22 protein-coding genes and 1 pseudogene are annotated in these 22,592 nt (G+C 66.5%); 16 read left to right on the top strand and 7 right to left on the bottom strand.

Annotation, left to right across the window (positions count from 1 at the left end; genetic code table 11):
* Positions 1 to 404: 404 nt before the first annotated feature.
* From L0976_RS05960 to L0976_RS05975, 4 genes are all read right to left on the bottom strand, one after another.
* Complete coding sequence (locus tag L0976_RS05960) at positions 405 to 1,685, bottom strand: ArgE/DapE family deacylase (RefSeq protein ID WP_234186511.1); 1,281 nt, start codon at positions 1,683 to 1,685, stop codon at positions 405 to 407.
* Positions 1,686 to 1,757: 72 nt separating this feature from the next.
* Positions 1,758 to 3,131 (bottom strand): aspartate aminotransferase family protein, encoded by a 1,374-nt coding sequence (locus L0976_RS05965; RefSeq protein ID WP_234186512.1) that lies wholly within the window; start codon positions 3,129 to 3,131, stop codon positions 1,758 to 1,760.
* Positions 3,132 to 3,165: 34 nt separating this feature from the next.
* The gene (locus tag L0976_RS05970) at positions 3,166 to 4,662 is read right to left on the bottom strand and encodes an NAD-dependent succinate-semialdehyde dehydrogenase (protein ID WP_234186513.1); all 1,497 of its coding nucleotides are present in this window, start codon (positions 4,660 to 4,662) and stop codon (positions 3,166 to 3,168) included.
* Between the two features lie 117 nt (positions 4,663 to 4,779).
* Positions 4,780 to 5,262, bottom strand: a complete 483-nt coding sequence (locus L0976_RS05975; RefSeq protein ID WP_234186514.1) for an Lrp/AsnC family transcriptional regulator — start codon at positions 5,260 to 5,262, stop codon at positions 4,780 to 4,782.
* Positions 5,263 to 5,328: 66 nt separating this feature from the next.
* Here L0976_RS05975 and L0976_RS05980 point away from each other — a divergent pair.
* From L0976_RS05980 to L0976_RS06035, 12 genes and pseudogenes are all read left to right on the top strand, one after another.
* A pseudogene (locus tag L0976_RS05980) lies at positions 5,329 to 6,749 on the top strand (PLP-dependent aminotransferase family protein).
* Positions 6,750 to 6,871: 122 nt separating this feature from the next.
* Complete coding sequence (gene ehuA, locus L0976_RS05985) at positions 6,872 to 7,657, top strand: ectoine/hydroxyectoine ABC transporter ATP-binding protein EhuA (protein ID WP_234186516.1); 786 nt, start codon at positions 6,872 to 6,874, stop codon at positions 7,655 to 7,657.
* 71 nt (positions 7,658 to 7,728) lie between these two features.
* Positions 7,729 to 8,574, top strand: a complete 846-nt coding sequence (ehuB, locus tag L0976_RS05990) for an ectoine/hydroxyectoine ABC transporter substrate-binding protein EhuB (RefSeq protein ID WP_370577063.1) — start codon at positions 7,729 to 7,731, stop codon at positions 8,572 to 8,574.
* Between the two features lie 214 nt (positions 8,575 to 8,788).
* Complete coding sequence (gene ehuC, locus L0976_RS05995; protein ID WP_234186517.1) at positions 8,789 to 9,448, top strand: ectoine/hydroxyectoine ABC transporter permease subunit EhuC; 660 nt, start codon at positions 8,789 to 8,791, stop codon at positions 9,446 to 9,448.
* A gap of 2 nt (positions 9,449 to 9,450) precedes the next feature.
* Positions 9,451 to 10,113, top strand: coding sequence for an ectoine/hydroxyectoine ABC transporter permease subunit EhuD (ehuD, locus tag L0976_RS06000; protein WP_203315983.1), 663 nt, complete (start codon positions 9,451 to 9,453; stop codon positions 10,111 to 10,113).
* On the top strand, positions 10,113 to 10,889 hold the full coding sequence (eutA, locus tag L0976_RS06005) for an ectoine utilization protein EutA (protein ID WP_370643588.1): 777 nt from the start codon (positions 10,113 to 10,115) through the stop codon (positions 10,887 to 10,889). Before ehuD ends, eutA begins: the two co-directional genes overlap by 1 nt.
* Positions 10,890 to 10,892: 3 nt before the next feature.
* A complete protein-coding gene (eutB, locus tag L0976_RS06010) occupies positions 10,893 to 11,894 on the top strand; it encodes a hydroxyectoine utilization dehydratase EutB (RefSeq protein ID WP_234186518.1) in 1,002 nt (333 codons plus the stop codon).
* On the top strand, positions 11,891 to 12,883 hold the full coding sequence (gene eutC / locus L0976_RS06015; RefSeq protein ID WP_234186519.1) for an ectoine utilization protein EutC: 993 nt from the start codon (positions 11,891 to 11,893) through the stop codon (positions 12,881 to 12,883). The genes eutB and eutC overlap by 4 nt, the downstream gene beginning before the upstream one ends.
* A 34-nt stretch (positions 12,884 to 12,917) precedes the next feature.
* Positions 12,918 to 14,099 carry an ectoine hydrolase DoeA gene (gene doeA, locus L0976_RS06020; RefSeq protein ID WP_234186520.1) on the top strand — a complete coding sequence of 394 codons (1,182 nt, stop codon included), beginning with the start codon at positions 12,918 to 12,920 and terminating at the stop codon, positions 14,097 to 14,099.
* Between the two features lie 3 nt (positions 14,100 to 14,102).
* Positions 14,103 to 15,113, top strand: coding sequence for a N(2)-acetyl-L-2,4-diaminobutanoate deacetylase DoeB (gene doeB, locus L0976_RS06025; RefSeq protein ID WP_234186521.1), 1,011 nt, complete (start codon positions 14,103 to 14,105; stop codon positions 15,111 to 15,113).
* 119 nt (positions 15,114 to 15,232) lie between these two features.
* Positions 15,233 to 15,868 carry a thermonuclease family protein gene (locus L0976_RS06030; RefSeq protein ID WP_203315978.1) on the top strand — a complete coding sequence of 212 codons (636 nt, stop codon included), beginning with the start codon at positions 15,233 to 15,235 and terminating at the stop codon, positions 15,866 to 15,868.
* Between the two features lie 108 nt (positions 15,869 to 15,976).
* Entirely contained in the window at positions 15,977 to 16,138 is a 162-nt protein-coding gene (locus L0976_RS06035) for a hypothetical protein (protein ID WP_234186522.1), read from the top strand.
* A gap of 60 nt (positions 16,139 to 16,198) precedes the next feature.
* Here L0976_RS06035 and L0976_RS06040 read toward each other — a convergent pair whose 3' ends face one another.
* Positions 16,199 to 17,038 carry a fumarylacetoacetate hydrolase family protein gene (locus L0976_RS06040; protein WP_234186523.1) on the bottom strand — a complete coding sequence of 280 codons (840 nt, stop codon included), beginning with the start codon at positions 17,036 to 17,038 and terminating at the stop codon, positions 16,199 to 16,201.
* Between the two features lie 107 nt (positions 17,039 to 17,145).
* Here L0976_RS06040 and L0976_RS06045 point away from each other — a divergent pair, with 107 nt between their 5' ends.
* Entirely contained in the window at positions 17,146 to 17,847 is a 702-nt protein-coding gene (locus L0976_RS06045; protein WP_234186524.1) for a GntR family transcriptional regulator, read from the top strand.
* A 72-nt stretch (positions 17,848 to 17,919) separates the two neighbouring features.
* Here the strand turns inward: L0976_RS06045 and L0976_RS06050 are convergent, their stop codons facing one another.
* Entirely contained in the window at positions 17,920 to 19,347 is a 1,428-nt protein-coding gene (locus L0976_RS06050; protein ID WP_234186525.1) for an efflux transporter outer membrane subunit, read from the bottom strand.
* 63 nt (positions 19,348 to 19,410) lie between these two features.
* On the opposite strand from L0976_RS06050, the gene L0976_RS06055 reads away from it, so the two are divergent.
* The 3 genes from L0976_RS06055 (at position 19,411) to L0976_RS06065 (ending at position 21,934) form a co-directional block, all read left to right on the top strand.
* Entirely contained in the window at positions 19,411 to 19,935 is a 525-nt protein-coding gene (locus L0976_RS06055; protein ID WP_234186526.1) for a hypothetical protein, read from the top strand.
* 71 nt (positions 19,936 to 20,006) lie between these two features.
* Positions 20,007 to 20,225 carry a hypothetical protein gene (locus tag L0976_RS06060; RefSeq protein ID WP_203315972.1) on the top strand — a complete coding sequence of 73 codons (219 nt, stop codon included), beginning with the start codon at positions 20,007 to 20,009 and terminating at the stop codon, positions 20,223 to 20,225.
* 152 nt (positions 20,226 to 20,377) lie between these two features.
* Positions 20,378 to 21,934, top strand: a complete 1,557-nt coding sequence (locus tag L0976_RS06065) for a VOC family protein (RefSeq protein WP_234186527.1) — start codon at positions 20,378 to 20,380, stop codon at positions 21,932 to 21,934.
* A gap of 63 nt (positions 21,935 to 21,997) precedes the next feature.
* Here the strand turns inward: L0976_RS06065 and L0976_RS06070 are convergent, their stop codons facing one another.
* Complete coding sequence (locus L0976_RS06070) at positions 21,998 to 22,555, bottom strand: NADPH-dependent FMN reductase (RefSeq protein WP_234186528.1); 558 nt, start codon at positions 22,553 to 22,555, stop codon at positions 21,998 to 22,000.
* Between the last annotated feature and the right edge of the window lie 37 nt (positions 22,556 to 22,592).

Here is a 22,592-nt window from a genome sequence, read left to right on the forward strand (position 1 = left end):
TTGTAGTTTTGTAATGTGCAACCTATGGGCGGAGAAAAGAGGAGGTAGTGCGTAACTTTTCTGCGAAATGCGCGTTCGAGCCTGACGAACTCGCGCAACTGAAAACGATCTTCGACGATGTCACATCCGCGCACTGGTTTCCAAAAAGCGAAAGCTGCCGAAGAAGCTTTGCAAGATACCTTTTGGAGACCTTTCCGGGCGTGACGCACGATCTTCGCAGGTACAAGGCCGAAGTCGAAGCTGTGGCTGGTACACGTTGCGTAGAGGGCAATGCCGGGTGACGCCCGCATGGGCAAAAGGGTGGTCACCTCTGATCGGGCCGGGCAGGCCGCGAGTGCTTCGGCTTCGCGACCTGTCCGGCCCCGTCATTTCGGCCCTTCGCCCGCAATACCCGAAACTGTCCGTCAGCGTTCCTCCGTCCCGCACCAGTGCGCGGCGAAGAGGGCGAGCGTCCTGGTGACGCGTTTCAGCGAGGAAAGGCTGACGCGCTCGTCGATGCCGTGGATGTTCTCGGCGATCGGGCCGTAGACGAGCGAGGGGATGTTGCCGTGCACGGCAAAGACGGCTGCGTCGAGATAGCAGGCCATCACGTAGGACGGCAGGTCGGCCCCCTCATGCGTGAGGGCGTGGGCGGAGCGGAGGATGTTTTCAGCGGAGGACCCCTCGGCCAGCTCGTAGCCTGCATGCATCACGCCGACCCAGCTGAGGGCGACCAGGCGCTCGCCTGCAAAGGCCGGGTCTTCCGCCTGGACGCGATCGAGGAAGGCTTCGAATTCGGCGGCGCGTGCCTTCGGGTCCTCGCCGGGGTAAAAGCCGATCCGGCCTTCCGCGGTGCAATCGCTCGGGATGGAGGCGATCCAGTCGCCGCCTTCGATCGTGCCGATCGTCAGGGCGACGGGGTTCGGCAGATCCTTGAACAGGTGCTTGTCCCGGCGCTCCCCGATCCATTTGCGTTCCAGCGTTCTTAGGTGGCCGATGAGGCGGATCATCAGGTCGATGGCGCTCTGGCCGGATTCGGGATCACGGGGATGGGCCGGGCGGCCCTTCGTTTCCAGCCGGAACTTGATGACGCCGGCATTGGCGCGCACCAGTTGCTCGTCGGTCGGCTCGGGGCTGACGACCACATCGGCGATGAAACCGCGGGAAAAGAGGGTTGCCGCGCCGTTGCCAGTGATCTCCTCCTCCACGACCGACTGGACCTGGACATCGCCCCGCAGGCAAAGCCCGGCCGCGGCGATGGCGTCGAGCGCGAAGATGGAGGCGGCAAGGCCGGCCTTCATGTCGCCGGCGCCGCGACCATGGAGCCAGTCGCCGCGACGGACGGGCTGGAAGGGCGGGGAGGTCCAGCGATGGCCGCTTCCCGCCGGCACGATGTCGACATGGGAGTTGAAGGCGAGCGAGCGCCCGCCGGTTCCGGTCGCCGCCTTCCGGCCGACGACGTTCCAGCTTTCTGCATAGTCGACGGTGGCAGGCGAAAAGGCCGGATGGTGCCCGATCTTCGGGCCGTCGGTGCGCAGGCGCTCCACCGAGAAGCCGCGTTGCCGCAGGGCCTCAGCGATGAAATCCTGCGCTTCGGCTTCTTCGTTGCGCAGGGACCGGAATCCGACCAGCTTTTCCAGAAAGCGCACCTCGTCGTCGAAAAGCCGGTCGACGGCGTCGAGGATGCGGTCGTTTATGGATGTCATGGCGGGCGGGGTCCGGGGTTCGGTGGCGGATGCGGGGCAGCCTAGCCGCTGCCCCGATCGGTTCAAGCGGAATCAGCCGAGAACGGACTTCACAGCATCGGCCGTCGCCTTCACCACGATGTCCGCCTCCTGCCGCGTCAGGCAGAGCGGCGGGGCGAAGCCGAGGATGTCGCCCTGCGGCATGGCGCGGCCGATGACGCCGCGTTCCAGAAGGGCGGCGGAGACCTGCGGGCCGATCTTCCTTGCGGGGTCGAAGAAGGTGCGGTCGTCCCTGTCCTCGACGAACTCGATGGCGGCCATCAGGCCGTCGCCCCGCACCTCGCCGACATTCCTGTGGTCGCCGACGGCGCTGGCGAGCTCAGCGCGGAAATAGGCGCCGGTCGAGCGGGCATTCTCGACGAGGCCGAGTTCGTCGATGAGTTCGAGATTGGCGACGCCGGCGGCGGCGCAGATCGGGTGCGAGGAATAGGTCCAGCCGTGTCCGATGGCGCCGAGCTCGTCCGAACCCTTCACCAGCACCTGCCACATCCTGTCCGAGACGATGGTGCCGGAGAGCGGCGCGTAGGCGGAGGTGAGGCCCTTGGCGATGGTGATGAGATCGGGCTTCATGCCGTAGTGGTCCGAGCCGAACATCGTGCCGAGGCGGCCGAAGCCGGTGACGACCTCGTCGGCGACGAGCAGGATATCGTACCTGCCGAGCACGGCCTGGATCTTCTGCCAGTAGCCCTTCGGCGGCGGCACGATGCCGCCGGTGCCGAGGATCGGCTCGCCGATGAAGGCGGCGACGGTGTCCGGGCCTTCGGCGAGGATCATCTCCTCCAGCTTGTCGGCGCAATATTGCGAGAACTGCTCCTCGTCCATCGAGCGGTCGGGCCGGCGGAAGAAATAGGGCGCTTCCGTGTGCAGGATCGGCGCGCGCGGCAGGTCGAAGGCGTTGTGGAAGAGGTGGAGGCCGGTCAGTGATCCCGTCATGACGCCCGAGCCGTGATAGCCGCGCCAGCGCGAGATGATCTTCTTCTTCTCCGGCCGGCCGAGGACGTTGTTGTAGTACCAGATGAGCTTGATGTTGGTCTCGTTGGCATCCGAGCCGGAAAGGCCGAAATAGACGCGGCTCATGCCCTCGGGCGCGCGGTCGATGATCATCTTGGACAGCGTGATCGAGGCTTCCGTGCCGTGGCCGACATAGGCGTGATAATAGGCGAGGTTCTTCGCCTGTTCGGCGATCGCGTCGGCGATCTTCTGGCGGCCGTAGCCGACATTGACGCAATAGAGGCCGGCAAAGGCGTCGAGGCTGGTCTTGCCGTTGAGGTCGGTGATGTAGACGCCTTCGCCGCCGCCGATGACGCGGGTCGGCGTCTCGCCGCGGGCGTGCATGCCCATATGCGTGGATGGATGGAAGAAGTGGTCGCGGTCCCAGGCGGTGAGTTCGTTGCGGCGGTCGAGCATGGTCTTTCCTTTCGGTGTGGTTCGGCGCCCGGGATCAGGCGGCCGTGTCGATGCAGAGATATTTCAGTTCGGTGAAGGCTTCCATGCCGTGGCGCGAGCCTTCGCGGCCGAGGCCGGATTGCTTCCAGCCGCCGAAGGGGATCGGGCCGCCGGTGATCTTCACGCGGTTGATCGCCACCATGCCGTATTCGAGCGCACGGGCAAGGCGCATCTGGCGCGCGCCGTTTTCGGTCACGACATAGGCGACGAGGCCGTATTCGGTATCGTTGGCGCGGGCGATCACCTCCGCCTCGCTGTCGAAGGCAGTGACGGCGGCGACGGGGCCGAAGGTCTCCTCGCGCATGATGAGGGCGTCGTCGGGAACATCCGCGAGCAGCGTCGGCTGGAAGAAAAGCGGGCCTGCCTTGTGCCGCTTGCCGCCCGTCAGGAGCTTTGCGCCGCGCTGCAGCGCGTCGGCGACCTGTTCCTCCACCTTGGCGATGGCGCGCTCGTGCATCAGCGGACCGATCTCGACGCCGGCCTCCAGCCCCGCGCCGACCTTCAGCGCCTCGATGCGCGCCTTGAAGGCCCGGGTGAAGGCGGCGAGCGCCGGGCGCTCGACATAGATGCGGTTGGCGGCAAGGCAATCCTGGCCCGATGTGGCGAACTTGGCGTTGACGGCGATCTCGGCGGCCTTGTCGATGTCGGCATCGGCGAAGACGATCAGCGGCGCATGGCCGCCCAGTTCCATGATGAGCCGCTTCATCGTCGGCGCGCACCGGGCGGCGATCAGCCGGCCGATCTCTGTCGAACCGGTGAAGCTCATCGCCCGGACGCGGGGCTCGGCGTTCAGGCGGCCGACGATGGTCGCGGCATCGCCGGTCACGACGTTGAAGACGCCGGCGGGAAGGCCGGCGCGCTCGCCGAGCTCGGCAAGGGCGAGCGCCGAAAGCGGCGTCTCGCTGGAGGGATGCGCGACGACGGTGCAGCCGGCCGCCAGTGCCGCGGCGGCCTTGCGGGTGAGCATGGCGGAGGGGAAGTTCCACGGCGTGACGATGCCGACGACGCCCAGCGCCTCGCGGCGCACGATCATCTCCGCGCCCGGCAGGTGGCTGGTGACGCCCTCCGCGTTGAGGCGCTTGCCTTCCTCGGCGTACCATTCGAGGAAGGAGGCGGCATAGTCGATCTCGCCGCGGGATTCGGCCAGCGGCTTGCCCTGTTCCAGCGTCATCAGCAGGGCGAGGTCCTCGCGGGCCTCCAGCATCAGCGCGTGCCACTTGCGCAGGATGGTCGCGCGTTGCTGCGGCAGCATGTCCCGCCATGCCGGAAAGGCGCCGGCTGCGGCGGAGACGGCATCAGCAGCCTGGTCGCCGTCGAGGGCGGCCACCCAACCAAGCGTTGCGCCGGACGAGGGGTCCTTGACCTCGAAACCGTTGCCGTCGCGGCCCGCCACCCAGCGGCCGCCAACATAGGAGAGCGCGCGCAGCAGGTGCGGATCGGCAAGGCGGGCGAGGGCGTCGTGGAAGGTCGTGCGGGCGAATACGGCGGTCATGGCGGCCTCCTTGGCTGTTGGAGGGGAGTCTGCCAGAGGCGGGGCGACAGATTGTCTATTGCCGGGGCGGGGCGCAGAGACTTTGGCCAAAGGCGCCGGTCGGCGTAGACAATCTCTCTACTGCGCGGCGGGGAGGAGGGTGGCGAGCGGCAGCACGGTCTCCTCCTTCACCGTCTTGGTGACGATGTAGGTGAAGTAGCGGTCGATGCCGAGTTCGCGGTCGAGCAGTCCATCGACGAGGCGCTGGTAGGCGTCGATGTCCGCCGCCATGATTTTCAGGATGTAGTCGACGCCGCCGCCGACCGACCAGCAGGCGACGATCTCCGGCGTCGCGGCCACGGCGCGCTCGAAGCGGTCGAAATCGGACTGCCGGTGGTTGGCGAGCGTCACCTCCATCAGGACGCTGGCGACCGGCGCGACGCGCCGCACGGCGACGCGGGCATGGTAGCCCGAAACGATGCCCGCCTTTTCCAGCTTGCGCAGCCGCAGCCAGCAGGGCGTGGGCGAAAGCCCGGCCTTTTCCGCCAGCGCCAGCTTGGTGATACGCCCGTTCTCCTGGATGGCCTCCAGGATGCGCAGGTCGATGGCGTCGAGTTTCATGCGGGCGCCCTCCGGGCGAAGATCATATCAAAGGAAGGAAAAAGACAATGGGAGGGCATTTTGGCGTTGTCAATTGAACTGAATTTGAGCACTGTGAAATCATGACAAATTGGCGACCCGATACATCCCAATTGCGCCGGCCGGCCTACCTCTCCCTTGCCGAGCAGATTGCCCGCGCCATCCAGGAGGGGCTGCTGCCGAACGGTACACGTCTCCTGCCGCATCGCAAGCTCGCCGACGACCTGAAGCTTTCCGTGCAGACCGTCAGCCGCGCCTATGACGAGCTGATCCGCCGCGGGCTCATCTCGGGCGAGATCGGCCGGGGCTCCTTCGTGCAGACCCGGCCGCGGGAGCCGGAGCCGCCCTACCTGCCCGAGCGTCTCGGCGAACTGGTCGATCTTTCGATCCTCAAGCCGGTCTGCGAGCAGCTTCATCTCGAAAGGATGCGCGAGGCCTTCGGCTGGCTGGCAGAAAACCTGCCGTCGAGTTCGGCGCTGTCCTTCCGGCCCAACATGGTGTTCCCGCGCCATCGCAACGTTGCCGCCGAATGGCTGGCGCGCTGCGGCCTCGACATCTCGCCGCTCAATGTCAGCCTCACCAACGGCGCCACGTCGGGCATGACGGTGGCGCTGATGAGCGTCGCCCCGCCCGGCGCGACCGTCGCCACGGAGGCGATCAGCCACCATACGCTGGTGCCGCTCTCCACCTATCTCGGCCTGCATCTGGAGGGCCTGCCGATTGATCGCGACGGCATGATCCCCGAGGCGCTGGACGAGGCCTGCCGCAAGGGCGTGATCCGCGCGGTCTTCCTGCAGCCCTCGGTCATCAACCCGACCGCCACGCTGATGAGCGCGGAGCGCCGCCAGGCGCTGGCCGAGGTGGCGCGGCGCCACGACATCGCGATCATCGAGAACGACATCCTCGGGCCGCTCGTCGCGGACAGGGCGCCGCCGATCGCCGCCTATGCGCCGGAGCGAACGCTCTACATCACGAGCTTCACCAAGATCACCGTGCCGGGGCTGCGCATCGGCTATCTCGCCGCGCCCGACCGCTATGTCGCGGCCGTCGCCAACCGCCATCTCGTCTCCAACTGGATGGCGACGCCCTCGATCGCCGAGATCGCGACGCGCTGGGTGTCCGACGGCACGGCGATGGAGCTCGTCAACTGGCAGCGCAAGGCCCTTGCCGCGCGTCACGCCATTGCCGCGGAAGCCTTCGCGGGCCTGCCCTACCATGCGCATCCGCAGAGCCTCCACGTCTGGCTGCCGCTGCCGGAGGGGCACATGGAGGAGGGGTTCGTCTCGCAGGCCCGCCTGCGCGGCGTGGCCATAGCGCCGGGCTCGTCCTTCCGCACCTGCGACCAGCGCTGGCACCCGGCCGTGCGCATCTCGCTCGGCTCGACCACCGAGCAGGAGCTTCGCACCGGCCTCGGCATCCTGGCCTCGCTGGCCAGCGGAAGTCCGGAGGCGCTGCTGCTCGCGATTTGAGGAAAACGCCCGCCAATTGGGCATTCGAAGAATAATTGTACTGATATTATTATTCGGATTGACATGATTTTGATCGCCGCGCATCGTTAGGCCATAACTTGTCTCAACAGGGAGAGACATGCATGGCCGCACCGATCATCCGCATCGACAACATCACCAAGCGCTACGGTCCCTTGACCGTGCTCGACGGGTTGTCGATGGAGGTGCTGCCGGGCGAGAAGCTCGCCCTTATCGGCCCGTCCGGCTCGGGCAAGACGACGATCCTGCGCATCCTCATGACGCTCGAGACGATCAGCGGCGGCCATATCGAGGTCGACGGCGACCAGCTTTACCACATGCCGAAGAACGGCAGCCTCGTGCCGGCGGACGACCGCCATCTGCACCGGATGCGCGAGAAGATCGGCATGGTCTTCCAGCACTTCAATCTCTTTCCGCACAAATGCGTGCTCGACAACGTGACGCTCGCGCCGATGCTGACGAAGGGCGTGGCGAAGGCGGCGGCGCAGAAGCGGGCGATGGAACTTCTCGACATGGTCGGCCTTGCCGACAAGGCGAAGAGCATGCCCTCGCAACTCTCCGGCGGGCAGAAGCAGCGCGTCGCCATCGCCCGGGCGCTGGCGCTTTCGCCGAAGATCATGCTGTTCGACGAAGTCACCTCCGCGCTCGATCCGGAACTGGTGGAGGAGGTGCTGAACGTCATGCGCAAGCTCGCCGCCGAGACGGACATGACCATGCTGCTCGTGACGCATGAAATGGGCTTTGCCCACGACTTTGCCGACCGCATCCTGTTCTTCGACCGCGGCCGGATCGTCGAGGAAGGCAAGCCGGACGAGATTTTCCGCAATCCCAGGCAGGAACGCACGCAGACCTTCCTGCGCAAGATCATCGCGGCAGGGCACCGCGTCTGAGGGGATCTTCCCGCTCGGAAACAAGGCTCCAAGCAAAACCAGGACAGCCAGAGGAGTTCGGAACAATGAGCATGAGGACATTTTTGACCATGGCCGCCGGCGCGAGCGCGCTGATGGCAATTGTCGCCGCCGCGCCGGCTTCGGCCGACGACGCGAAGCTGGAACAGTTGAAGGAACAGGGCTTTGCCCGCGTCGCCATCGCCAACGAGCCGCCGTTCACGGCGGTCGCGGCGGACGGCAAGGTTTCCGGCGCGGCCCCCGACGTGGCGCGTGAAGTCTTCAAGCGCCTCGGCGTCGGCGACATCGTCGCCTCGATCTCGGAATACGGGGCGATGATCCCCGGCCTCCAGGCCGGCCGCCACGACGTCATCACCGCCGGCCTCTTCATGAAGCCGGAGCGCTGCGCGGCGGTCGCCTATTCCGAGCCGATCCTGTGCGATGCCGAGGCCTTCGCGCTGAAGAAGGGCAATCCGCTCGCCCTCAAGAGCTACAAGGACATCGCCGACAATCCCGATGCGAAGATCGGCGCGCCCGGCGGCGGCACGGAAGAAAAGCTGGCGCTGGAAGCCGGCGTGCCGCGCGATCGCGTCATCGTCGTGCCGGATGGCCAGAGCGGCCTGAAGATGCTGCAGGACGGCCGCATCGATGTCTACTCGCTGCCGGTTCTGTCGATCAACGACCTCGTTTCCAAGGCGAACGATCCGGGCATCGAGGTCGTGGCGCCCGTCGAGGGCGCACCGGTCTATTGCGACGGCGCGGCCTTCAGGAAGGGCGACGAGGCCCTGCGCGACGCCTTCGACGTGGAGCTCGCCAAGCTGAAGGAATCGGGTGAGTTCGCCAAGATCATCGAGCCCTACGGCTTCTCCGCCGCGGCAGCGATGTCGACGACCCGCGAAAAGCTCTGCGCGGCGCAGTGACGAGAGGAATGTAGTCGCGAGTTTGCCCCTCATCCCGCTGCCGCGACCTTCTTACCGCAAACGGGGAGAAGGAGCAGGTGGCCGGGGTTTCCCGCATCGCTTCGTTCGACGTTCGGGATATCGCGGCCTGTTCGCCCTTCTCCCCGTTGACGGGGGGAAGGTGCCGGCAGGCAGGTGATGGGCAGATTCTTTCGTTATCAACTTGGGACGCACGATGACCGACTGGTCCGGCTACATAGGTCTGATCCTGCAAGGCGCGCTGGTGACGGTGGAACTCACCGTCATGGGCTCGGTGCTGGCCGTCGTCATGGCGTTCGCCGCCGGGCTCGGCCGCGTCAGCCGCTTCATGGCGGTCAGGGCGCTGGCCACGACCTATATCGAATTCTTCCGCGGCACGTCGATCTTCGTGCAGCTCTTCTGGGCCTATTTCGTGCTGCCCTTCGCGGGCATCACGCTCTCGCCGCTGCAGGCCGGGGTGCTGGCGCTGGGGCTGAATGTCGGGGCCTACGGGGCGGAGGTCGTGCGCGGCGCGGTCAAGGCCATCGGCCGCGAGCAGCGGGAGGCCTGCATCGCGCTGAACCTGACGCGCAGCCAGGCGATGCGCCACGTCATCCTGCCGCAGGCGCTGCCTTTGATGCTGCCGACCTTCGGCAATAATGCGATTGAACTGCTGAAGGCCACGGCCGTGGTCTCGCTGATCTCGCTCACCGACATGACCTTCCAGGCGCAGGTCGTGCGCGCGCAGACCGGCAGCACGCTGATCCCCTTTACGGTCATCCTCGTGCTCTATTTCCTGATGGCGCTCGCCATCTCCTACGGCATGCGCTGGCTGGAGCGCCGGGTCACCCGCGGCCTCGACGGTGTGAGGACCTGACGATGGAATGGGACTGGAACTTCGTCTGGCAGATCATGCCGACCCTCATCGAGGGCCTGAAGATCACGATCCTTGCGACCGTGCTCGGCGCCGCCCTTGCCGCCGCCGTCGGCCTCCTCTTCGCGATCCTGCGCATGACCGCGCCGAAGCCCGTCGCGAAGGTGACAGGCTTCGTGGTCGAGTTCATCCGCGGCACGCCGCTGCTCGTGCAGCTCTATTTCATCTTCTATGTGCTGCCGGACGTGGGCATCCGCCTGCCGGCGCTCGCGGCCGGCGTCATCGGGCTCGGACTGCACTACGGTACCTATGCCGCGGAGGTCTACCGCGCCGGCATCGAGAACGTGCCGCGCGGCCAGTGGGAGGCGGCGAAGGCGACGAACCTCACCGGCCGGCAGACATGGATCCATGTGGTGCTGCCGCAGGCGATCCCGCCGATGATCCCGGCGCTCGCCAACTACCTGATCGCCATGTTCAAGGAGACGCCGCTGCTCTCCGCGATCACGGTGCTCGAACTGATGAACCAGGCCAAGAGCGTCGCCAACAGCAGCTATCGCTACATCGAGCCGATGACGCTGGTCGGGGTGTTCTTCCTGGTCATGAGCCTGATCTCCGTCGTCTTCCTGCGCTGGCTGGAAGAACGCTATGCCCGCGTGGAGGAACGCTGATGCAGACGCTCGAACTATCCCTTGCTTCCCGCGCGCCGAGGCTCGACGACCGCCCGCTGGAAAAGCGAGTCGGCCTGATCATCCTGGCGACAGACCATACGACGGAGGTGGATTTCCAGCGCATGGTCGCAAGCGACCGGATCGGCGTCTACGCCACGCGCATTCCCTATGCCAACCCGGTGACGCCGGAGAACCTGCGCGCCATGCAGCCCTCGCTGACGGCCGGCGCCGCGCTCATCCTGCCGGACGAGCCGCTCGACGTCGTCATGTATTCCTGCACCTCCGCCTCGGTGGTGATCGGTGACGATGCGGTGGAGGCGGCCGTCAAGGCCGCCAAGCCGGACGCTGCCGTCGTGACGCCGACCGCCGCCGCCGTCTGCGGCCTCAAGGCCCTCGGCGCGAGGCGCATCTCGGTGCTGACGCCCTATACGCTCGAAACCAGCCGGCCGATGGCGGATTATTTCCTGGCGCTCGGCTTCGACATCGCCCGCTTCACCTGCCTCGGCCTTTCCGACGACCGGGAGATGGCGCGCATTTCCCCCGACGAGATCGTCGCTTTCGCCCGGGAAGCGACGGCTCCCGATTGCGACGCGCTCTTCATCTCCTGCACGGCCGTTCGCGCGGCGGGCGTGGCGGCAGAGATCGAGGCCGCCATCGGCAAGCCGGTCGTCACCAGCAACCTCGCCACCGCCTGGGCGTGCCTGAGGCTTTGCGGCGACGCGGCGCCACGGCCGGAACTCGGCCGGTTGATGACGCGCGCCTATCCGGGCCGATAGACCATGACGACGCTTCCCGTGACCCTTTCGGACATCGAGCAGGCGGCCCGGCGCATCGAGGGCCGCGTCCTGCACACGCCTTTCACGCTTTCCGCCGCGCTGGCGGAGCGCTGCGGCGTACCGGTCGGGCTCAAGCTCGAGCATCACCAGACGACGGGCAGCTTCAAGCTGCGCGGGGCGACGAATGCCGTGCTGTCGCTGTCGCCGGAGGAAAGGGCGAGGGGCGTGGTCGCCGCCTCGACGGGCAATCACGGACGCGCACTCGCCCATGCCGCCAGCGCGGAAGGCTCCGTCGCGACGATCTGCATGTCCCGGCTGGTGCCCGACAACAAGGTTTCGGAAATCCGCCGCCTCGGCGCGACCGTGCGCATCGTCGGCCGGTCGCAGGACGAGGCGCAGCTCGAGGTCGACCGGCTGGTCGCCGAGGACGGGCTCGTCATGGTGCCGCCTTTCGATGCGCCCGCCATCGTCGCGGGGCAGGGCACGCTCGGGCTGGAGATCGTCGAGGCGATGCCCGATGTCGCGACGGTGCTGGTGCCGCTTTCCGGCGGCGGGCTGGCCGCCGGCGTCGCTGCGGCCGTCAAGGGACGCTCGCCGAAGACGTGCGTCATCGGCCTCACGATGGCGCGGGGGGCGGCGATGAAGCCGAGCCTCGATGCGGGGCTGCCGGTGGCGGTCGAGGAGGTGGCGAGCCTTGCCGATTCGCTCGGCGGCGGCATCGGGCTCGACAATGCCGTGACATTCGGGATGTGCCGCGCGCTGCTCGACGATGTGATCCTGCTCTCCGAGCCCGAGATCGCCGCCGGCATGCGGCACGTCTATGCGCAGGAGCGGGAGGTTGTCGAGGGCGCGGGGGCGGTCGGCATCGCGGCGCTGCTTTCGGGCCGGCTCGGCAGGCTCGACGGTCCCGTGGCCGTCATCCTGTCCGGCCGCAATGTGGACATGGACCTGCACCGGCGGGTCATCAACGGTGAAACCGATCCGTTCGGGGAGAAGACGGCGTGACGAGGATGAAGATACTGACCGAGGCGGAGCTGAGGCGGATCGTTCCGCTCGATCTCGAAGCGATCGCCTGCGTGGAGGAGGCCTTCCACGCGCTCGCCACCAAGGCCGTCGCCATGCCGCCGATCCTCCGGCTCGACATGCCCGAGCAGCGCGGCGAGGTGGACGTGAAGACCGCCTATGTGCCCGGTCTCGACGGCTTCGCCATCAAGATCAGCCCCGGCTTCTTCGACAATCCGAAGATCGGCCTGCCGAGCACGAACGGCCTGATGGTGCTGTTCTCGACCAGGACCGGCCTCGTGCAGGCGGTTCTCCTCGACAACGGCTACCTCACGGATGTGCGCACCGCCGCCGCCGGGGCCGTCGCGGCGCGCCATCTCTCGCGCCCGGATGCGTCCGTTGCCGCGATCTTCGGCGCGGGCATGCAGGCACGGCTCCAGCTCGAAGCCCTGAGCCTCGTGCGTCCCATCCGCGAGGCGCGGATCTGGGCACGCGATGCGGCCAAGGCCGAGGCGACGGCCCTCGACCTGACGGCAAGGCTCGGTTTCCCCGTGCGGGCGGAAGCCGAAGGGCGCGCGGCGGTCGACGGCGCCGACATCATCGTCACCACCACGCCATCCGAAAAGCCTGTTCTCAGGGCGGAATGGCTCCAGCCGGGCCAGCACGTCACCGCCATGGGCTCGGATGCCGAGCACAAGAACGAGCTGGAGCCCGCCGTCATCACCGGCGCCGGCCTCTATGTCGCCGACAGCCTCGCGCAGACGCGCCGGCTCGGCGAGTTGCACCATGCCATCGCGGCGGGCCTCGTGACCGAGGGCACGACCTTCCCCGAACTCGGCGAGATCATCGCCGGGCTCAAGCCGGGCCGCGGCGGCCCCGACGACATCACCGTGGCGGACCTGACCGGCACGGGCATCCAGGACACGGCCATCGCAACGCTTGCTGCCGCCCGCGCGGCAGCGACGGGCACCGGCACGACCTTCGAGAGTTGAGACCGGCCCCGCGCCGGGTATAGAGGAAAAACCGATGAAACAAGCGAACCTGAAGTTCTCACTTCCGGAGTATGAAGCGCGCCTGCAGAAGACGCGCAAGGCGATGGAAGCCAAGGGCATCGACGTGCTGATCGTGAGCGATCCGTCGAACATGAACTGGCTGACGGGGTATGACGGCTGGTCCTTCTACGTGCACCAGTGCGTCGTCGTGCCGCCGACGGGCGAGCCGATCTGGTACGGCCGCGGGCAGGATGCCAACGGCGCCAAGTTCACCGCCTATCTCAAGCACGAGAACATCATTGGCTATCCGGACCACTATGTGCAGTCCACCGAGCGCCACCCGATGGACTACCTTTCCGCCAAGCTTGCCGAGCGCGGTCTCGACACGCTGACGATCGGCGTGGAGATGGACAATTACTGGTTCTCCGCCGCCGCCTTCGCCTCGCTGCAGAAGCACCTGCCGAACGCCCGTTTCGTCGACGCCACCGCGCTCGTCAACTGGCAGCGCGCGGTCAAGAGCGAGACGGAGATCCGCTACATGCGCAATGCCGCGCGCATCGTCGAGAAGATGCATGAGCGCATCTTCGACAGGATCGAGGTCGGCATGCGCAAATGCGATCTCGTGGCGGAAATCTACGACGCCGGCACGCGCGGCGTGGACGGGATCGGCGGCGATTACCCGGCCATCGTGCCGCTGCTGCCCTCGGGCGTGGAAGCCTCCGCGCCGCACCTGACCTGGGACGACAGGCCGATGAAGTGGGGCGAGGGCACCTTCTTCGAGATCGCCGGCTGCTACAACCGCTACCATGTGCCGCTCTCGCGCACGGTCTTCCTCGGCAAGCCGACGCAGGCCTTCCTCGATGCGGAAAAGGCGACGCTGGAAGGCATGGAGGCGGGCCTTGCCGTCGCCCGGCCCGGTAATACCTGCGAGGACATCGCCAACGCCTTCTTCGCGGTGCTCAAGAAATACGGCATCGTGAAGGACAACCGCACGGGCTACGGCATCGGGGTCTCCTATCCGCCGGACTGGGGCGAGCGTACGATGAGCCTGCGTCCCGGCGACCGGAGCGAATTGAAGCCGGGCATGACCTTCCATTTCATGACGGGGCTCTGGCTTGAGGACATGGGTTTCGAGACGACGGAAAGCATCCTCATCACCGAGACCGGCGTCGAGTGCCTTGCCGATGTGCCGCGCAAGCTCCTCGTGAAGGATTGAGCCATGCCGGAACGCACACTCCGCCCGTCGCCGCTCAGCCCGACCGTCGATTTCTCGGCCGACGGCGTGCAGCACGGTTTCCTGCGCCTGCCCTACAGCCGGGACGATTCCGCCTGGGGCTCGGTCATGATCCCGGTGACGGTCGTGAAGAACGGGGAGGGCCCGACGGCCCTCCTGACCGGCGGCAACCATGGCGACGAATATGAGGGGCCGATCGCGCTCTTCGATCTCGCCCGCTCGCTGAAGGCGGAAGCGGTGACGGGTCGCGTCATCATCGTGCCGGCGATGAACTACCCGGCCTTCCTTGCCGGCACGCGCACCTCGCCGATCGACCGGGGCAACATGAACCGCAGCTTTCCGGGCGCGCCTGATGGTACGGTCACCCAGAAGATCGCAGACTATTTCCAGCGCACGCTGCTGCCGCTCGCCGATATCGTCCTCGACTTCCATTCGGGCGGCAGGACGCTGGATTTCCTGCCCTTTTGCGCGGCCCATATCCTGCCCGACAAGGCGGAGGAGGCGAAAGCCTTCGATCTCGTGCGCGCCTTCGGCGCGCCGTGGTCGATGAAGATGCTGGAGATCGACGCGGTCGGCATGTACGACACGGCCGCGGAGGAGATGGGCAAGGTCTTCATCACCACCGAGCTCGGCGGTGGCGGCACGGCCACGGCGAAAAGCGCGGCCATCGCCAAGACCGGCGTCGCCAACGTGCTCAAAGCCGCGGGCATCCTCAGCGGCGGCGTGGAGACGCGGGCGACCACCTGGCTCGACATGCCGGACGGCAACTGCTTCTCCTTTGCCGAGGACGGCGGCCTCATCGAGCCACTCTTCGATCTCGGCGACACCGTTGGCAATGGTGATGTCGTCGCCCGCATCTACCCGGTCGGGCGCACCGGCGCGCCGCCGCTCGAGGTGAAGGCGAAGATGGACGGCATTCTTGCCGCCCGCCACTTCCCGGGCCTCGTGAAACCCGGGGACTGCGTCAGCGTGCTTGCGACCGTCGTTGCGGAATGAGGCTTCGACCGCAAGTTCGATGAAACCGCGCGATGGGGGCAGCAGAGCCGGCGCCTTTCCACATTCCGGTAACCATATCTTCAATAGATCGTCGCACTGTCTCGCGCAGGAGACAGGCGATGGCGAAGAAGACGAACCGGCGAAGGAAAACCTCGGCAGCGAAGCGCTCCGGCGCGCGGCGCGGCGGCATGGCGCATTGGTATGTGCTGGGCGCCGCCATCATCGGCGGGGTTCTCTACATGGACAACTGGACGCCGGGGCCGGAGACGGCCGCCACGGCGATCCGCACGGCGTCCATCGAGCGGAAGGCGAGGACGGGCGAGCGGCAGACGGCGCTGGCGCGGCCGATGCCGAAGCCTGCCGAACGGGTGGAGCCGAAGATCGCCGTCGAGGAAAAGCTGCCCGCCTTTTCCGGCAAGTGGTTCATCTGCACGACGCAGACCGACTATTGCGTGCTCGACGGCAGCACGATCCTCTATGCCGGCCGCAAGGTTCGGCTCGCCGACATCGATGCGCCGGCGATCGCCGATGCGCGCTGCGATGCGGAGCGCTCGCGCGGCGGCGACGCCAAGCTGCGGCTGCGTGAAATCCTGAGCGAGGGCGATGTCACGCTGGTGGCGGCGAAGGGCGCGACCGGCAAGGCGGGCGCCGCGCCCCATGTCGTGATGCGGAGCGGGCAGTCCGTCGGCCAGCGGCTGGTGCGCGAGGGCCTGGCGAGGCCCTGGACGGGGCGGCATCAATCCTGGTGCGGTTGACGTTTCGATCTTGCGCGCCATGTGTCTTTACGGCACAAGCCAGGCGCAAGCCTGCGTCCCTAAGCTTCCATCAACCGGGATGGTGCCGGCTGGAAAGGGGACAATGACATGTCGAACGACCTCGAGCGCTACAGCGATCCGGACAATGCAACGGTTGCGCTCTTCCTTCTCGAAAACGATTCCGACGAACTGACGGATATCCTGGTGGCCGCGCTGGACGAGGCCTTCCGCATTCTCGACGAGGAATTCTCACCGGCAACGGTGCACTGACCGCTGACACGGAAGAGGGGCCCTTGAGGCCCCTCTCGCTTTCCAGGCGGATCGATCCGGTCAGCCGGCCGCCACGGCCTGGCGCTGCGTGCCGAGGCCGGCAATGGAGACTTCCATGCGGTCTCCGGCCTTGAGGTAGCGCGGGGGCTTCATGCCCATGCCGACGCCGGGCGGCGTGCCCGTCGTGATGACGTCGCCGGGTTCGAGGATCATGAACTGCGAGATGTAGTGCACGAGGAAGGGCACCTTGAAGACCATGGTGCTCGACGACCCGTTCTGCACCAGTTCGCCGTTGACGCTGAGCGTCATGGCAAGGTCGCTCGTATCGACCTCGTCCTTCGTCACCAGCCAGGGGCCGATGGGGCCGAAGGTCGGGCAGCCCTTGCCCTTGGTCCACTGGCCGCCGCGCTCGATCTGATAGGCGCGTTCGGAAACGTCGTTGCAGACGCAGTAGCCCGCCACATAGTCCAGCGCATCGGCTTCCGAGACATAGGAGGCGCGCTCGCCGATCACGACGGCAAGCTCCACTTCCCAGTCCGTCTTCTCGGAACCGCGGGGGATGAGGACCGTGTCGTCCGGGCCGACGATGCAGGAGGGGGCCTTGTTGAACAGCACCGGCTCGCTCGGAACGGCCATGCCGCTTTCGGCGGCGTGGTCGGCATAGTTGAGGCCGACGGCGATGAAATTGCCGACGCGGCCGACGCAGGCGCCGAAGCGGCTGCCTTCGGGGGCGAGCGGCAGGGTCTTCGGATCGAGCGCGCGCAGGCGCTCCAGCCCGGCCCGGCCGAGCACGTCGCCGGCAATGTCCGGCACCACGCCGGAAAGGTCGCGGATCGCGCCGTCCGCGTCGATCAGTCCGGGCTTTTCCGCGCCCGCCGTGCCAAAGCGCACCAGCTTCATATCGTCCTCCGTTGAGTGCCGGCCATGCCGATTTCGGTTGCGCCCACCTTCCATCCGGTTTTACATGATGTCAACGATTTTCGAAAATCCTCCAGGGTTTATAAGATATGCGCCGGACAGATCACAAGCGGGCAGGGGGGCGGACGCTGGCGGGGGACGCCTACGAGGCGATCCGGCAGGCGATTCGCTCCGGCCGGTTCAAGCCGGGGGACCGCCTGCGCTTTGCCGACCTGCAGGCGCTGTGCGGCATGAGTGTGACGCCGGTGCGCGAGGCGCTGGCGCGGCTGACGGCCGAGGGCTTCACCGTTCTCGACGACCACCGGGGCTATAGCGTCGCCTCGCTGTCTCTCGCCGAGCTGCGGGACATCACCGCGGCCCGGCAGCTTTGCGAGAGCGAAGCGTTGCGGCTTTCGGTGGAGAAGGGGGACGCCGACTGGGAGGGGCGGGTGATCGCCGCGCACCACCTGATGACGCGCATCCCGCAGGTGCGCGAGGACATTCCCTCGGCGATGCGGGAGGATTGGGAGGCACGGCACGCCGCCTTCCACGCCGCGCTGATTTCCGCCTGCGGGTCGCCGATCCTGCTTGAAATCTGCGAGAAGCTGTTTTCGCGGGCCGACCACTACCGGCGCATGTCGATCAGCCTGTCCGGCGGCATGCGCGATGTGGCGGGCGAGCACCGCAGGGTCATGGAGCTTGCGCTGGCGCGCGATGCCGAGGGGGCCGCGGCCGTTCTGCGCGACCATTACGGGCGGACGGCGGCCGCGCTCGACAGCTTCTTCCAAAGCGAAAACGGCGATCCCGCCTGAGCTGGACCGCCGCTTCCGATTTCCGTCTGCAGGCCGCCGGATGAGGTCATCCGGGGCGCGTGCCGCTTGCGTCTACTTGCTGGCGATCGTCGTCGCACCGATTTCCGAGCCGCCGCCGATCGCCACGTTGAGCGCGACGTAGTCGCGGGCGAGCTGGCGGATCGCCGCGGCAAGCGACAGGCGGGCCGAAGCGACGTTGCGCTCGGCGTCGAGCACGTCGAGGATCGTGCTTGCGCCGCCGCGGTAGCTTTCGCGGGCAAGGTTCAGCGTCTGCTCGTAGGACTGCACGACCTTGCGCAGGGCCGCGACCGTCTGGCCGTCGCGGATCAGCGCGGTCTGGGCATTCTCCACTTCCTCGACCGCGTTCAGCACCGTGGACTTCCAGGTCAGGTATTGCTGCTCGGCTTCCGAGCGGGCGATCTTGACCTGGGCCTTCAGGGCGCCGCCGTTGAAGATCGGCAGGGTCAGCGTCGGGCCGAACGACCAGCTCGACAGGCTGCCGGTCACGGCATTGAAGTTCCGCGCGACGCCGATGGAACCGCCGAGCTGGATGCTCGGATAGAGCTGCGATTCGGCAAAGCCGATCTGGGCCGTCAGGGCATGCAGGCGGCGCTCGGCCGCGCGGATGTCGGGGCGGTTGCGGATGAGGTCGGCCGGAATGCCCGTGCGCGTCGCATAGCGCGGCATCGGCTGGGACGAACCCTTGATCAGGCTGGAGGTGATCGTGCTGGCGGGGACGCCGAGCAGGGTGGCGATGTGGTTCGCGGACTGGTGGAAGCCGGTTTCGAGCGCCGGCAGGTCGGCCAGCGTCTGGTTGACGAGGCCCTCGGACTGCAGCACGTCGAGGCTGGATGCGGCGCCCGCTTCCTTGATCTCGTTGGTCAGCTTCAGCGTCTCGCGGCGCGACTGCAGGTTCTTGCGGTTCAGCGCCAGCGCTTCCTGATAGTAGCGCGCGTTGACATAGCTCGACACGAGATCGGAGAGATAGGCGAGGCGCGCGACGTTGACGTCGTCATAGGCGGCGTCGAGCGAGGCGTTCGCCGCTTCCTTGGAACGGCGGTACTGGCCGAAGAAGTCGAGCAGCCAGGAGGCGCCGAAGCCCGCGCTCATGGATTTCGATTCGGAGTGGTCGCCGCCGCTGCCGGGCGAACGGCGCAGGTAGCTGCCGTCCTGGCCGCTCGCCGTCGCGTCGGCGGTCAAGCCGATGCTCGGCAGCGAGCCGGAACCGGCGACGATGACATTCGCTTCGGCGGCCTCGATGCGTTCCAGCGCCTGCCGAACGGTGAGGTTCTCGGCCATGCCCTGATGGACGAGGTCGTTGAGGCGCCGGTCGCGGAAGGATTCCCACCAGGGATTGAGCGTGACATTCTCCGCGCTCGCGGCCCTGCTCTCGGAGAATTTGGCTGGAAGAGCGGCGTCCGGCTTCTGGTAATCGGGGCCGACGACGCAGCCCGAGAGGAGAAGCATGCTCAGAGGGAAAAGCGTCCGTGTGAAATTCATGTTCGTCCCTGCCAGTCACTCACGGCTTTTTAGCACAATAAAATATCGATTCACTCTTTATTCATGTTCGGCCGGAAGATCGAGCCTCTTTCCGAAAAAGAATGGTCCCACAGCGTTTTTTCCCCGCTTCACCGCATCGGTGTGTCCCTCGTGCAACTGATGCAATTGCCCGATCCGGTGACTCTCGCTCATGGCGTGAAGATTGCGGGCGCGCGCTGCGCCGTGCGGTTGCACCACGAGATTTCCCCGGAATATTCGTCTTCGCGACATATTTTTCTGAAATATGCTGCATCCGCGAAAACTATTTTGCGATTCGAATTGTCACACAAATCTGGCAGCAATTTTTTCCAAAATTCTGCGGATTTCCTTGACAAGAAAGGGAGGGCCGCTTATGTGTTGGAGCATCGCATGAGGACCGCATGCGTTCATTTCGGTCCGCCCCTGACGCGTCCATATTTCAGCGTCAGCGCCAACCAAAGGGAGTGTGTCATGTACGATATTACCAACTGCATCGCCTCCGTGCGTGTGGCGTGCTCCTGTCGTGAAACGATCAAAGGGAAAGCGCATACGGCCCTTTGCCGAATGTGATCTGAAGTCCCCTCCGTCGAAATAAGCGCAATATTGAATTGGCTGTGCCTTCGGGTGTGGCAGGAGTTGTTATGCAAAAGCAGGTTATCGAAATCGGTGGTGAGGCCGTCGGCGTCGTCGTTCCCGATGAGGATCGGCTGAAGTTCGTGGCCGTCAAGTATTCCGTGTGGGACCTGGATTCCCAGCGTTTCTCCTCGGCAGACGAGGTGCGCGCCGCGATCCGCCGTCTCCTCAACGATCCGTCCGCCTCGGTGCGGGCGATGTCGCCGGCCAACATTGCGGCCGCCTGAACCCCAATCGGAAACGCCGGCGCGAAGGCGCCGGCATTGTCGGCCTCGCCAGGCGGCGGGGCCGGTTTCGTTTTGTGGACAGTCCATTCACCGGGCGCCGGCTGGTGCGGCCCGGCAAATCCTGATTGGGTGTGTGCGAAAGGAGGTGCCCCATGACAAGCGGCATCCATCACATCACGGGCATCACCCGCAAGATCCAGGCGAATGTCGATTTCTACGCCGGTTTCCTCGGCCTTCGGCTCGTCAAGCGTACGGCGGGCTTTGAAGACGCCGACCAGCTCCATCTCTTCTATGGCGACGCGGCGGCAAGCCCGGGTTCGCTGATCACCTTCCTCGCCTGGGAGGATGGCTCCCCCGGACGGGTCGGGCTCGGCCAGCCCTCGGAGATCGTCCTTGCCATCCGGCCGGAGGCGATCGGCTTCTGGCTGACGCGCGCGCTGACGCAGAACATCGCCCTCACGGGGCCGGCGCAGGAGTTCGGCGAGCCCGTGCTCCGGCTGAAGGACCCGGACGGCATCATCGTCAAGCTGGTCGGCGAGGCGGGCGTGGAAGGTCCCGCGCCGCATGTCACGAAGGACATAGCGGCGGGGAATGCGATCCAGCGCATCCGCGGCGCGACGATCCTGTCGGAAAGGCCGGCGGAGACGGCGGCATTCATCGGCGGGCATTTCGGCTTCCGCACGGTGGCCGAGGCCGGTGGCGTCACGCGGCTAGCCGGCGATGCGGGCGACGTGCTCGACATCCGCGATGCGCGCGGGTTCTGGACCTCGGCGCCCGGCACGGGCACGATCGACCATGTCGCGCTGCGAGCCCCGGACCGGGCGGCCGTGGAAGCGGCTGCCGCGCGGTTCGCCGAAGGGGATGCGGGCGACACCAACATGCACGACCGCACCTATTTCTACTCGCTCTATGTCCGCGAACCGGGCGGTTCGCTCGTCGAATATGCGACGGACGGTCCCGGCATGACGACAGACGAGCCGCTGGAGGCGCTTGGAACGAGGCTGTTCGTTCCCGCGCATTTCCTGACCGACCCGGACGACGTGCGCGCCCGGCTTCCGCAATTTTCCCTGCCCGGAGAAGAAAGAATGAGCGAACGGGACCTGCCCTTCATCCACCGGGTGCATCGCCCGGAAAACCCCGATGGCACCGCGGTCGTGCTGCTGCACGGCACGGGCGGCAACGAGACGAGCCTTTTGCCCTTCGGCGCGCGGCTCGCGCCGAGTGCCATCCTGCTCAGCCCGCGCGGCCGCAGCGCCGATGAAGGCTATCCGCGGTTCTTCCGCCGCCTGACGGCCGTCACCTTCGACCAGAAGGATATCGCCAGCGAGGCGGAAGCTTTCGCGGCCTTTATCGAAGGGGCGAATACGGCCTATGGGCTCGATCCGCAAAAGACCGTGTTCGTCGGCTACTCCAACGGCGCGAACATGATCGGCGCGGTGATGCTGCTGCATCCGGGCCTGATCCGCAATGCCGTTCTGCTGCGCGGCATGAACGTTCTGGAGACGGTGCCGGACGCCGATCTTTCCGGCGTGAGCGTACTGATGGTGAGCGGTGCGGCGGATCCCTACGGCCGCTATGCCGGCGACCTCGAAGCCCGACTGACGGCGGCCGGGGCAACGGTCGAGCACACGCTGCTGGCTGCGGGCCACGACATCGGTGCGGCCGATCTGGACCTGGCGAAGGACTTCAAGGACCGCGTGACCGGCTGACGCCGGGGATTGCGAACAGGAAGGGCGCGCCGATGCGGCGCGCCCTTTGCGTTTTGTGTGCTGTCAGCGCCTGTATTCGGTGACGAAGGCGGCGAAGCCGGCAACGAAATCGCGCAGCCTCTTTTCGATCGCCTCGTCGGCTATCCTGCCGTCCTGGATGACGGTGCCCGCGCGCGAGACCATCAGCTTGGCGCCGAACCACGGCACGGTGCCGAGCGTGCGCATGGTGGGCAGCCAGGCTTCCTGCGAGAGGAGGGTGCCGAAATTGCCCGGCGAGGCGCCGGTGATGGCGAAGGGCTTGCCGCCGAAGACGCGCGGAATGTCGTTGGACGGACGGCTCATCCAGTCGATGGCGTTCTTGAAGACGCCGGGAATGCCGTTGTTGTATTCGGGGGTGAAGAGGATCACGCCGTCCGCCCCGGCCACCTGCTCCTTGAGGCGGGCGACCGCTTCGGGAATGCCGTCGGCAGCCTCCACGTCGGCATCGTAGAGCGGGATGCCGCGGATCGAACCTTCCTCGATCGTCACGCCCTCCGGCGCCATGGCAAGGGCCGCACGCAGCAGCGCCGTGTTGAAGGAGCCCTTGCGCAGGCTGCCCGAGATTGCCACCAGTGTCGTCATGTGAACTCTCCTGTTCCAGCATGAAAACCCCGGCGGG

This window comes from Shinella sp. NM-101 (genome assembly GCF_021401195.1).
Classification (GTDB): domain Bacteria; phylum Pseudomonadota; class Alphaproteobacteria; order Rhizobiales; family Rhizobiaceae; genus Shinella.